Origin of the sequence: Streptomyces sp. CB02009, from assembly GCF_001905825.1 — a bacterium.
Taxonomy (GTDB): domain Bacteria; phylum Actinomycetota; class Actinomycetes; order Streptomycetales; family Streptomycetaceae; genus Streptomyces.
Map to the genome: position 1 here is coordinate 661,462 of NZ_LIVV01000002.1, position 12,350 is coordinate 673,811.

The following is a 12,350-nucleotide window of genomic DNA, read 5'->3' on the forward strand; positions in this document are numbered from 1 at the left end:
TGACTGGGGCCGGTACGGACGGGGTCCGTACCGGTGCGGACCCCCGGTGCCGAAGTCGGTGCCGGGGGTCCTGTGCTGGGAGGGTTCCTAGGCGCGGGCCGCGAGGCTCGCGGGGCGCATGTCGGTCCAGTGGTTGTCGACGTACTGGGCGCAGCCCTCGCGGGAGTCCTCGCCGTGCACGGTGGTCCAGCCGTTCGGGACCTCGGCGAAAGCCGGCCACAGCGAGTGCTGGTTCTCGGCGTTGACGAGCACGAGGTAGCGGGCGTCGGCGTCCTCGAAGGGGTTGGTCGCGGTCATGCTGGATCTCCTTGCGGGGGGGGCTGGCTGTGCGGTGCGGGGGAGTCGTCCCGAACGGGCCGACCGCCGGGGCGGGGGCGGGAGCCCGGCCGCCCTGGCACCTGAGCGATTAGGTAAGGCTAGCCTAAGATCCTGGAGGGGTGAGGGGGTGTCAAGCGGTCGGGAGGCCCGCACCCCGGGGAGCCGGGCGCTCCGGACGGTGACTCAGGCCGCGTGCCCCGGACGGGAGTCGGTGTGCTCCCCGCGCCCCTTGACCCAGGCTCCGGGCGTGCAGTCGAAGTGCTTCCGGAAGGCCAGGATGTAGCCGTTCGTGCTGGTGAATCCGACGCGTGCCGCGACCGCGCTCACCAGGTGTCCCCGGTCGAGCAGGTCCAGTGAGCGGTTCAGGCGGACCCGGGTCCGCCACTCCGAGAACGCGAGCCCCGTCTCGTTGCGGAAGGCGCGCCGCAGGCTGGTCGAGCTGGTGTGGAGGCTCTCCGCCCACTGCGTGGCGGTGCGCTGGTCCTCCGGCCTGCGCAGGAGCGCGCGGGCGACGGACCGCGCCGACTCGCTGGTCGGGCGGGGCGCCGGCAGGGCGGCGGAGGGGAATCCGGTCAGCGTGAGGAAGGCCGCGACCTCGTCGGCGCCGGTCCCCGTGCCCCGTGTCCGGGCGAGCAGGAGGCGCCGCTGCCCCTCGTCGATCCGGACCACCGTGGGCCGCGCGTAGGGGAGTTCGTGGACGTCGGCGTCGAACGGCTCGGCGACCACCAGGGAGTCGGGGTGGAAGCGGGCGCTGTGCGGGGTTCCGGCGGGGATCCAGAGCGCCACGGAAGGGGTGAGTTCATGCCCGGTGCCGGGTGTGAAGACCGATATCCGGCCCAGCGGCGTATAGAGCAGCTGGTGGAAGTCGTGGGTGTGGGTCGGGTGACCCCCCGCCGTGATGAAGTCCTCGTCCGTGGCCGCGGACGTTCTTCCCTGGGCCATGGCCCACCCCCTGGTCCATGGAGGCCGGGACGGGTTCCTGGCCCCTCGGTGTGATCGGTCGGGCTTCCACTTGGATCGTCGAAGCTTAGGTAAGGGTAACCTAACTGACCGCACGACCCGTGAGGAACAGGAACATCCCATGACAGATACGTCCCCGCCGGTGAGGGCCCCGCTGCCACCGGTACGGACCCGGCTCTCGCGCGGCGCGACCGTCGCGGTGATCGCCACCGCGGCCGTGATCGCGACCCTGCTGGCCGGAATCGCGCTCGGCTCCCGGGACATCTCCCCGCTGGAAGTCGTCCGCATCCTGCTCCACCCGGGAGGGGAGGCGTACAACTCCCATGTCCTGTGGACCGAACGCATCCCCCGGACCCTGCTCGGCCTCGCCGTCGGCGCCGCCCTCGGCGCCTCCGGAATGATCATGCAGGCGCTCACCGCGAACCCGCTCGCCGACCCCGGCATCCTCGGTGTCGAGCAAGGCGCTGCCATGTTCGTCGTGTTCGGCATCATGTTCCTCGGTGTCACCGACGCGCACGGCTACTTCTGGCTCGCACTGATGGGATCCACCCTCGCCGCGGCCCTCGTCTACCTCATCGGCACCCGCACCGACGCCGGCAGCTCCGCAGTCGGCCTCGTGCTCGCCGGTGTGGCCCTCGCCGCCGTGATGTCCTCCCTCATCACCCTCCTCGTCGTCCGCGACAAGGAGGCCTTCGCCCACCTGCGGTTCTGGTCCATCGGCCAACTCACCGGCCGGGCCGAGGTCATCGACGAGATCATGCCCTTCGTGATCTGCGGGCTGCTTCTCGCGCTGCCGCTCGGTGGAACCCTCAACATCCTCGGGCTCGGCGACGACACGGCCCGCGCGCTCGGCGTCAAGGTGGAACGCGCCCGCCTCGCGAGCGCCGCCGTCGCCGTCCTGCTCTGCGCCGCGGCCACCGCCGCGGTCGGCCCGGTGGCCTTCGTCGGCCTGGTCGCCGCGCACTGCGCACGGCTCCTGACCGGGCCCGACCACCGCTGGTCCCTGCCGATCTCCATGGCCGTCGGAGCCGTCCTCCTCACGGCCTCCGACACCGCGGGCCGGTTGGTACTCGACCACGGGGAGATCCAGGTGGGCCTCATGACCGCGATCGTCGGCACCCCCTTCTTCGTCTGGCTCGCCCGCCGCCGCGACCTGGTGAAGATGTGATGACCGCGATCGACACCCGGCCCGCCCGGCCGGACGCCCCGACCACCCCCGCCGTCGTCGCGCACCTGCGGTCCGGCCGCCGCGTCCGCAACCGCCGCACCGTCCTGGTCGCCGCCGTGCTCGCCGTCGCGCTCCTCGCCCTCACGACCGCCTCCGTCCTGCTCGGCGGCATCGGCCGGGTCGACCCCGCCGACGTCCTGCCCGCCATGTTCGGCCTGCGCACCGGCCTCGCCGACTACATGATCTTCCAGCTGCGGATGCCCCGCGCGCTGGCCGCGCTCCTCGCCGGAGCCCTCTTCGGCCTGGCCGGTTCGCTCTACCAGCGGCTCATCCGCAACCCGCTGGCCACCCCCGACATCGTCGGAATCTCGGCCGGCGCGGGCGCCGGAGCCGCGACCGCGCTGCTCTACGCCCCCGCGGCGTTCAGCGTCGGCGTCCCCGTGGCCGCCGTCGTCGGCTCCTTCGTCCTGGTCGCCGCCGTCCAACTGCTCAGCTGGCGGGGCGGGGTCGACACCTACCGGCTGGTCCTGGTGGGCATCGGCCTGAGCGCCGTCTGCACCGCGTACACCAACTACCTCTTCACCGTGGCCGACCAGCAGAGCATCGCCATCGCGATGCGCTGGACCGTCGGCAGCACCCACGCGGCGGACTGGGACGGGGTCACCACCCTCGCCCTCGGCCTCGGCGTCTGCCTGGTGGCCGCCCTCCTGGTCGGCCGGTCCCTCGGCACCCTCGCCCTGGGAGACGGTTTCGCCGCCGGACTCGGGTCCCGGGTGACGGCGGTCCGCGTCGGCGTCCTGCTGCTCGGCGCCGCCGCCGCGGCCCTCGCCACCAGCGTCGTCGGACCCATCGGCTTCGTCTCGCTCATCAGCGGGCCCATCGCCGTACGGCTGGTGGGCGTCGACCGCTCGACGGCCGTCGCCCCCGCCATCGGCGCCGTCATCGTCATCGCCGCCGACGTCCTCGCCCAGCACGCACCCGTGATCAGCCCGGTGCCCACCGGGGTCCTGACCGCGCTGCTCGGCGCGCCCTACTTCGTCTGGCTGATCCTTCGACGCAGGCAGGGAGCCTCGTGACACACGCCGCGACACCGCAGACCCGGAAGCCGGAGACCGGCGGACCCGAGACCGACGGACCCGAGGCCGCCGTGCCCGAGACCGACGGACCCGAGACCGAGACCGCGACGACGCACACGGCGTCGGCGCGGACCGCACCGGCCCACCAGCTGGAAGCCCGTGCCATCAGCGCCGGTTACAGCGGGAACCCCGTCATCGAGGACCTCTCCGTACGGATCGAGACCGGCCGCATCACCGCGCTCGTCGGCCCGAACGCCTGCGGCAAGTCCACCCTCCTCAAGTCGATGGCCCGGCTGCTGCCCCTCACCGCCGGATCGGTCCTCCTCGAAGGCGCCGACATCCACCGCCTGCCCACCCGTGAGGTGGCCCGGAGGCTCGGCGTGCTCCCCCAGTCCCCGGTCGCCCCGGAGAGCATCACCGTCGGCGACCTGGTCTGGCGCGGACGCCACCCGCACCGCCAGTTCGGCCGGCGCCGCGACGCCCACGACGACACCGTCATCGCCGAGGCGCTCCGGGCCACCGGAACCGCCGAGCTGGTCGACCGGCCCGTCGACCAGCTCTCCGGCGGACAGCGGCAGCGCGTGTGGATCGCGCTGGCCCTCGCCCAGGACACCCCGACCCTGCTGCTCGACGAACCCACCACCTACCTGGACGTCGCGCACCAGATCGAGGTGATGGACCTCCTCGCGGAACTCAACGAACAGACGGGCAAGACCATCGTGCTCGTCTCCCACGACCTCAACCAGGCGGCCCTGTACGCGTCGACCATCGTCGCCATGCGCGACGGACGTGTCGTCCGCCAGGGCACGCCCGAAGAGGTGCTCGACGCGGCGACCGTGGCCGAGGTCTTCGGCCTGAAGTGCGTCGTCGTCCCCCACCCCCTCACGGCCCGGCCGCAGATCTTCCCCCTCGGCCGCCACCACTCGCAGGAGAACCGATCATGAACCGCCTCGCAAGACCCGCCGCCCGACGGTCCGCCGTCCGCACGCTGATCGCCGCGGCCGCGGCCGCCACCCTGCTCGTCGGCTGCGGCGGCGGCAAGGACGAGAAGGCCGATGCCGGCAAGCCCTCCGGCGGCACCGCCGCCCCGGCCGCCGCCTTCCCGGTCACCCTCACCAACGCCTGGGGCAGGACCGAGGTCGAGAAGAAGCCGCTGAAGGTGGCCACCGTCTCCGACGGCGACACCTCCATCGCGCTCGCGCTCGGCCTGGTCCCCGTCATCACCCCGGACGTGGAGGACGGCGGTCCCGTCCCCGAGTACAAGCAGCGCGCCCTCACCAAGCTCGGCGCCGGCAAGCTCAAGACGTACGACGACACCGACGGCACCGACTTCGAGGCCATCGCGGCCGAGGCCCCGGACATCATCCTCGGCATGAACACCTGGTCCATGGACACGGATTACGCCAAGCTCGCGCCGATCGCCCCGGTCGTCACCTTCACCGACAAGAAGCACGCCGACACGCTGACCTGGCAGGAGCGCCTGAAGAACGCCGCCAAGGCCCTCGGCATGACGGCCGAGGCCGACCAGGTGATCGCCGCCAACGGCAAGGCGATCGCCGACGCGGCCGCCGCGCACCCCGAGTTCAAGGGCAAGACGTACACCTACGCGGTCGTCCACCCCGAGCAGCTCACCTTCATGTCCCACGCCGACCAGGACCCGGGCATCTTCGAGCAGATCGGTCTGAAGAAGACCGACAAGGCCGCCTCCTACTCGGCGGACAAGAACTCCGTCAGCCTGGAGAACCTGGACGAGCTGGAGGCCGACGTCCTGCTGATGACGTACCCCTTCGGCGACAACGGACTGCTCAGCGCCTCCGAGCTGGAGAGCAACAAGCTCTTCCAGTCCCTCACGGTCGTCAAGGGCAAGCACTACGCGGTGATCCCGTCGGAGAACACCCTCTCCTCCGCCGTCGCCTACCCCGACGCCCTCAGCTTCCCGTGGATCGTCGAGAAGCTGACCCCGATCCTCGCCAAGGCCGTCGCCGGCAAGTGAACCCGCTCCCGCGAGGGAGCCGCACCACCCGCAAGCACCCACCCGCGCGGGCCGGGCGGACCGGCGGGCGTCCTCACGCCCCCGGTCCGCCCGGCCCGCGATTCCCGGACCACCGCAGTGCCAGAAGGAGCCCTCCCCATGTCCACCCGCAGCCCCCGCTCGGTCGTCACCTTCCCCATCGTGCTGAGGGAACTGACCGTCCTGCGCGCCGAGAACATCACCCCGGGGATGCGGCGCCTCACCCTCGGCGGAGCCCAGCTCGACGCCTTCGAGAAGGACGGACTCGACCTGCCCGCCCTCCGCACCGAGGGCTTCGACGACCACGTGAAGTTCTTCTTCGCCGACGAGACCGGCCGGCTGATCCTCCCCGGCCAGAACGTCAGCAGCCTCGACTGGCCCGCCGACGGCCGTCCCGTCGCCAAGGACTACACCCCGGTCCGGCACGACCCCGAGGCAGGGGAGATCGACTTCGACTTCGTCCGCCACGACGGCGGCGTCGCCTCCACCTGGGCCGAGCGGGCCGAGCCCGGCGACAGCGCCTGGATCGCCGGACCGAAGATGTCCCACAGCCACCCCGAGGGCGCCGACTGGCTGCTCGTCATCGGTGACGAGACGGCCCTGCCCGCCATCGGCCGGTGGCTGGCCGAGATGCCCGAGGGCACCAAGGCCCGCGTCTTCATCGAGATCGGCGACGACAGCCACCGCCAGGAGCTGCCCACCCGGGCGGACGCCGAGATCGTCTGGCTGTCGCGCAAGGGCGCGCCTGCCGGCACCACCGATCTCCTCGAACAGGCGGTGCGCACCGCGGACTGGCTGCCGGGCACCGTCTTCGCCTGGGTGGCCGGCGAGACCCTCACCCTCAAGGGCATCCGCCGCCACCTCGTGGCGGAGCGTCAGATCCCGCGCGACCACACCCACATCACCGGATACTGGCGGCGTACGGAACACGCGCCGACCGCCCTGCCCGAGGGGGCCGGGACGGGCACCGCCGAGACGGTCGCCGCCGAGGCGGAGGAGGACGGGGACGCGCACGAGCGGCTGCACGAGCTGACGGACCTGGCCCCCGGCTACGCGATCCGGACGGCCGTCACCCTGGGGGTGTTCGACCTGGTCGACGCCGGGGTGCGGGACGCGGGCGAGCTGGCCCGCCGGGCCGCGGCCGACGCCCCGACGCTGAAGGCGCTGCTCGACTACCTGGTCTCCATCGACCTCCTCGCGGCGGGGGAGGAGGGCTACCGGCTCACCCCCGTGAGCGAGGAGCTGGTCGAGGACGACCACTCGGCCGAGGAGTACCACCTGGAGGGCGCCCAGGCCGCGTTCGACGCCTCGCTCTCCGGGCTCCTGCACACGGTCCGCACCGGCGAGGCGGGCTACCGCACACTGACCGGCCGGACCCTGACCGCCGCGATGGAGGACGATCCGAGGCTCGCGGGCACCGCCCGTACCGCCGTCGAGGAGGAGGCCATGTGGATCGCCCCCGGCGTCCTCAAGGCCCATGACTGGTCGGCGGTCGCCGAGGTGACCGCGACCGGCCACGGTTCGGCGACCGTGGTGAACGCCCTGCTGAAGGAGTTCCCCGCGCTGCGCGCCCGCATCGCGGCCATGCCGTCGGTGCTGCGCGTGCTGAGCGACCAGGTCCTCGACACGGACGTCCTGCCCCGGGTCGAGCTGGTCGCCCGGTCCGCGGCCGCCCCCGAGGGCACGGGAACCCTGCTGATGTCCCGTCAACTGGAGTGGCTGGCCGACGAGGACGCCGTCCACACCCTCTCCGAGGCGGCGTCGGCGCTGGCTCCGGAGGGCACGCTGGTCCTGGTGGAAATGGTCACCGCGGCCGACGCTGACGACGTCGACGCCGTCCTGCACCACCTGCGCCTCAAGTGCGCCTTCGGCTCCGGAGTGCGGGGCGCCGACGAGGTGGAGGCGCTCGTGGAGCGGGCCGGCCTGGTGGTGAGGAACCGGAAGGACATCGGCTGGGACCACCGCCTCTGGATCCTCGGCCGGGCCTGATCCTCCGGTGTGTGAGCGCCCCGGCACGCCGGTGCCCCCTCGCTCTCACGGGCGAGGGGGCACAGGTCCGTCGTGGTGGCTCCGGTGGCGGTCAGTCCCCGGTGCGCGGTGCCGGCGGAGCGTATCCGCGTCCGCGCGGCACGCCGGCCGGGGGCCGTTCGAGGTGGCTGTGGACGCGGCGCAGCAGGGAGCCGAGCTGCTCGCGTTCCGCCGCGTCGAGCGGGGCCAGGATCTCGTCGTCGGCGGAGGCGATCTCCGCGCTGAGACCGGCGAGGTACGTCCGGCCCTCCGCGGTGAGCTCCACGACGACGCGGCGCCGGTCCGTCCGGTCGCGGACGCAGTCCACCTGCCCGATGCGGGCGAGATCGTTGACGATCTTCACCAGATCGCTGGCGTTCATGTCGAGCCGCGACGCGAGGGCCGTCTTCATCTGCGGGCCGAGGTCGGCGAGCAGGGTCATCACGGTGAGGTGCCACAGCCGCAGCCCGCGGGCCTCCAGCCGCTCCGTGAGCCTCCGGCGCGCGACCTTGCCCAGCGCGTACATGAGGTACGCGTTGAGGTTCAGGACGCTGGGAGGGGTCATGCTCATGGAGGGCGGGGGGACCTCGGCGCGGCTGTCGCCACGGTCCGTTCCGCCGGCGGCCGCCGCGGCGACGGCGCGCATCAGGGCCTGCTCGCCACCCCGGCCGGCGGCCGCGTCGAGCGTCAGGTCGGCGTCGGCGAGGGAGCTGAAGACCTTCGCCCAGTCGGTGGCCATGTTCGAGATGCCGACGACGGCGAACGTCGCCCCCGTGGCGTCGCACGCCACACCGTTGACGATCGGTTGTTCCATCGCTGCGCCTCACTGTCCGAGCGGTCGGTCACCAACCGCCGGGCCTCACCGATAGGTTGGGTTAACCTACCCAGATCTGACACGGGGGCCGCCATGGTGCTCGGATGGGACCGACGACCCCCGTCGACGTGCTCGGGTCCCATGCCCGTCAGGGACGGGCGCCGAGGTAGCCGCCCATGGACGTGAAGTACTCGGTCGCGGGGAGTTCGCGGCCGTCCTCCGTCCGGACGCGGGTGATGGCCAGACCGTGGTTGCGGCCCGTGCGCGCGTCGGCACCGGCGACGATCACGACGCCCTCGCCCTCGCGGTAGAAGATGCGGCCCGGAGTGCCGCCGTACCGTCCCTCGGAGACGACGGCGGTGAGGACTTCGAGCCGCTTGCCCCGGTGGAAGGTGAAGGCGCTCGGGTAGGGCGTCGACTGGGCGCGGACGAGCCGCTCCAGGGCGTCGGCCGGCCAGTTCCAGTCGATCCGGATGTCCTCCTCGGCCCGCTTGTGGAAGAAGCTGGCCTGGGAGCGGTCCTGCCGGGTGAACTCGGCCCGGCCGGAGGCGATCTGGTCGAGCGCGCCGATCGTGACGGGGGCGATGAGGTCGACGGTCTTGTGGAAGAGGTCGGTCGTCGTGTCCTTCGGTCCCACGGGGACCGCGTGCTGCTGGACGATGTCGCCCGCGTCGAGCACCTCGTCCATCATGTGGGCGGTGACGCCGACTTCGGTCTCGCCGTTGATGAGGGCCCAGATGAGCGGCGAGAAGCCGGCGTACTTGGGCAGCAGCGAGTCGTGGATGTTCAGCGTGCCGTGGCGGGGCAGGTTGTAGATGTGCGGCGGGATCCAGGTGCGCCAGTTGTTGGCGACGATGATGTCGGGGTCCGCCTCCTTGAGGCGGGCGAACAGCTCCTCGTCGTCAGGCCTGTTGCGGATCACGACCGGGACGCCGTGCTCCTCCGCCAGGGCGGCGACCGAGTCGCTCCAGATCTTCTCGTAGGCGTGCTCGCTCTTGGGGTGCGTCACGACGAGCGCCACGTCGTGTTCGGAGTCCAGGAGCGCTTGGAGGGTGCGGTGGCCCCAGGTCTGATAGCCGAACATGACGACCCGCATATGGGGTTCCTCCTCAGAAGAGCGATTGACCGTCAGCAAGTAAAGCAAGCCTTACCTAACAGTGCAACTGGCTTGATTTGTGCGGTCGTTCATGGGCGGACCTTCACCCCTTGCCCGTTTCGTCCCGTCGACAGCCGCGCTTAATCAGGTTAGCTTTACCTAAGTTATCCAGGGCCGCCGGTCACACCGGCGTGCTCGATGCCCCCGTTCCCCAGCTTCTTTCCCGCACGATGGGAGTGACATGTCGCAGGGTTCTCCTGATGACGCACCTCTGGTCCACGACCTCATAGGCATCGGCTTCGGGCCGTCCAATGTGGCCATGGCGATAGCGCTCAGCGAGCACAACGCACGCGTCGGAAGAGAGGAAGCGGTCACCGCCCACTTCTTCGAGCGCCAGCCGCAGTTCGGCTGGCACCGCGGCATGCTGATCGACGACGCGACCATGCAGGTGTCCTTCCTCAAGGACCTGGTGACGCTGCGGAACCCGACCAGCGAGTACAGCTTCCTCTGCTACCTGCAGAGCAAGGGCCGGCTGATCGACTTCGTCAACCACAAGAACCTCTTCCCCCTGCGCGTCGAGTTCCACGACTACTTCGAGTGGGCCGCGTCCAAGGTCGACGACATGGTCTCCTACGGCCACGAGATCGTCTCGGTGGAGCCCGTCGAGCGGGACGGCGTCGTCGAGTACCTCGACGTGACCGCCCGCTCCGGGGACGAACTGGTCGTCCACCGCGCCCGAAACCTCGTCCTCGGCACCGGACTTCGCCCGAAGATGCCGCAGGGCGTCGAGCGCAGCGACCGCGTCTGGCACAACTCGGACCTGCTCCGCAAGGTCGAGAGCCTGGAGGGCACGAACCCCGAGCGGATCGTCGTCGTCGGCGCCGGCCAGAGCGCCGCCGAGAACGTGGCCTATCTCCACCGCCGTTTCCCCGACGCCGAGATCTGCGCCGTCTTCTCGCGGTACGGCTACAGCCCCGCCGACGACAGCGCCTTCGCCAACCGGATCTTCGACCCCGAGGCCGTCGACGAGTACTTCACGGCTCCCGACGCCATCAAGCGCAAGCTGATGGACTACCACGGGAACACCAACTACTCCGTGGTGGACATCGACCTCATCGACGACCTGTACCGGCAGGCGTACCAGGAGAAGGTCCTCGGCACCGAGCGGCTGCGCTTCATCAACATCTCCCGGCTCACCGGCGTCGAGGACGGCCTCGACAAGGTCCGCGCGTTCGTCACCTCCCTCGTCACCGGCGAGGAGTCCGTGCTCGAAGCCGACGTCGTCGTCTACGCCACGGGTTACACGCCCGCCGAGCCCCTCGGGCTGCTCGGTCCGGTCGGCGACCGCTGCCACCGCGACGAGCAGGGCAGGGTCCGCGTCGAGCGGGACTACCGCCTGGCCACCGATCCCGAACTCCGCTGCGGCATCTACCTGCAGGGCGGAACCGAGCACACCCACGGCATCACCTCGTCACTGCTCTCCAACACCGCGATCAGGGTCGGCGAGATCCTCGACTCGGTCCTCGACCGGGCCCCGGCTCCGGTCGACGCCTCCGCCTCCGTCCCCGCCCCTGCCTCCGCCGACGAGGTCAGGTCCGTGGTCGACGGTGTGGGCACGGCGCGCTAGCGTCACCCGGCTCCACCCCCCACGCGCCATCGCCACTCCCGCCGCACGGCACCCGTGCCCCGGCGGGTGCGGCAGCACTGTGAATCCCCGAAAGGAACGTCCGTGTCCGCTGGTGCACGTCCCGCTCTGGCCCGGTTCGCCAGATCAGCTCCTCGCGTAGCCGTCCTCGCCGTTGCGGCCCTCGCGCTCTCCGCCTGCGGTGGCGGGACCGAGAAGTCCGAATCGCCGTCGCCCTCCACCACGTCGGCCGCCGCCGACGGGGGAGCCGAGCCCGCCGAGTTCCCGGTCACGGTCGAGCACAAGTACGGCTCCACGACCATCGACAAGGAGCCGAAGACGGTCGTCACCCTCGGCCTCTCCGACCAGGACGCGGTGCTCGCCCTCGGCGTCGTGCCGGCCGGCTCGGTCGACTGGTTCAAGGAGAAGCCGTACGGCAAGTGGCCCTGGACCAAGGACAAGTGGGGCACGAACACCCCGGAGATCGTCGGTGAGCGCGACGAGTACAACATCGAGAAGATCGCTGCCCTCAAGCCCGACCTCGTGATCGCCCAGTACTCGGGGATGAAGAAGGAGCAGTACGACACGCTCTCCAAGTTCACCAAGGTCGTCGCCCAGCCCAAGGACCACCCGGACTACGGCGCCCCGTGGCAGACGATGACCCAGCAGATCGGCAAGTCGCTGGGCAAGGACGCCGAGGCCGCCAAGCTGATCTCGGACATCGACGCGCGCTTCAAGGCCGCCCGCGACAAGCACCCCGAGTGGGCTGCCAAGACGCTGGCCGTCGCCGACAGCTTCGAGGCCGGCAAGTACTCGGCGTTCACGAAGACCGACCCCAAGTCGATCTTCTTCCAGGAGCTCGGCTTCAAGCTCGAGCCGGAGATCGACACGCTGGCCAAGCCGGGCTTCAACGTCGCCGAACTCAGCGCCGAGAAGCTCAACGTCCTCGACGTCGACCGGCTCGTCTGGGTCACCTCCAGCACCGAGGCCAACGACCGCATCAAGGCCGAGCCGCTCTACAAGAAGCTGAAGGTCAACCAGGAGAAGCGCGACCTGTTCGTGCCGTACCAGGACCCGGACATCGGCGCCGCGTTCTCCTTCAACACCGTTCTGTCGATCCCGTACGCCATCGACCAGATCGAGCCGCTCCTCGCGGCCGTCAAGTGACGCACACCAGCTGACGTGCCACCAGCCAGCAGCTGACCGACCGACGGCGTGGCGGAACTCTCGCCACGCCGTCGGCGCTTGTGCCGTCACCGTCTGCCACGCACCTCCA

General features: G+C 71.0%; 11 protein-coding genes. 7 read left to right on the top strand and 4 right to left on the bottom strand.

All coding sequences use genetic code 11. From position 1 onward, the window contains the following. Positions 1-87: 87 nt before the first annotated feature. On the bottom strand, positions 88-297 hold the full coding sequence (locus AMK27_RS10275) for an MbtH family protein (RefSeq protein WP_073904903.1): 210 nt from the start codon (positions 295-297) through the stop codon (positions 88-90). Positions 298-501: 204 nt separating this feature from the next. Next, complete coding sequence (locus AMK27_RS10280; protein WP_073904904.1) at positions 502-1,260, bottom strand: helix-turn-helix transcriptional regulator; 759 nt, start codon at positions 1,258-1,260, stop codon at positions 502-504. Between the two features lie 139 nt (positions 1,261-1,399). Between AMK27_RS10280 and AMK27_RS10285 the strand changes: the two genes are divergently transcribed. The 5 genes from AMK27_RS10285 (at position 1,400) to AMK27_RS10305 (ending at position 7,522) form a co-directional block, all read left to right on the top strand. Beyond that, positions 1,400-2,446 (top strand): FecCD family ABC transporter permease, encoded by a 1,047-nt coding sequence (locus AMK27_RS10285; RefSeq protein WP_073904906.1) that lies wholly within the window; start codon positions 1,400-1,402, stop codon positions 2,444-2,446. After that, positions 2,446-3,522 carry a FecCD family ABC transporter permease gene (locus AMK27_RS10290; RefSeq protein WP_079188330.1) on the top strand — a complete coding sequence of 359 codons (1,077 nt, stop codon included), beginning with the start codon at positions 2,446-2,448 and terminating at the stop codon, positions 3,520-3,522. Before AMK27_RS10285 ends, AMK27_RS10290 begins: the two co-directional genes overlap by 1 nt. 149 nt (positions 3,523-3,671) lie before the next feature. After that, entirely contained in the window at positions 3,672-4,466 is a 795-nt protein-coding gene (locus AMK27_RS10295; RefSeq protein WP_073905958.1) for an ABC transporter ATP-binding protein, read from the top strand. After that, the gene (locus AMK27_RS10300) at positions 4,463-5,515 is read left to right on the top strand and encodes an ABC transporter substrate-binding protein (protein WP_073904907.1); all 1,053 of its coding nucleotides are present in this window, start codon (positions 4,463-4,465) and stop codon (positions 5,513-5,515) included. Before AMK27_RS10295 ends, AMK27_RS10300 begins: the two co-directional genes overlap by 4 nt. A 138-nt stretch (positions 5,516-5,653) precedes the next feature. Continuing rightward, on the top strand, positions 5,654-7,522 hold the full coding sequence (locus AMK27_RS10305; protein WP_073904909.1) for an SIP domain-containing protein: 1,869 nt from the start codon (positions 5,654-5,656) through the stop codon (positions 7,520-7,522). A 91-nt stretch (positions 7,523-7,613) separates the two neighbouring features. Here AMK27_RS10305 and AMK27_RS10310 read toward each other — a convergent pair whose 3' ends face one another. After that, on the bottom strand, positions 7,614-8,354 hold the full coding sequence (locus AMK27_RS10310) for a MarR family winged helix-turn-helix transcriptional regulator (RefSeq protein ID WP_073904910.1): 741 nt from the start codon (positions 8,352-8,354) through the stop codon (positions 7,614-7,616). A 148-nt stretch (positions 8,355-8,502) separates the two neighbouring features. Beyond that, positions 8,503-9,450, bottom strand: a complete 948-nt coding sequence (locus tag AMK27_RS10315) for a methionyl-tRNA formyltransferase (protein ID WP_073904912.1) — start codon at positions 9,448-9,450, stop codon at positions 8,503-8,505. A gap of 241 nt (positions 9,451-9,691) precedes the next feature. On the opposite strand from AMK27_RS10315, the gene AMK27_RS10320 reads away from it, so the two are divergent. Together AMK27_RS10320 and AMK27_RS10325 are read left to right on the top strand one after the other, a co-directional pair. After that, positions 9,692-11,077, top strand: a complete 1,386-nt coding sequence (locus AMK27_RS10320; RefSeq protein WP_073904913.1) for a lysine N(6)-hydroxylase/L-ornithine N(5)-oxygenase family protein — start codon at positions 9,692-9,694, stop codon at positions 11,075-11,077. 102 nt (positions 11,078-11,179) lie between these two features. After that, a complete protein-coding gene (locus AMK27_RS10325) occupies positions 11,180-12,241 on the top strand; it encodes an iron-siderophore ABC transporter substrate-binding protein (RefSeq protein ID WP_073904915.1) in 1,062 nt (353 codons plus the stop codon). Positions 12,242-12,350 lie beyond the last annotated feature (109 nt).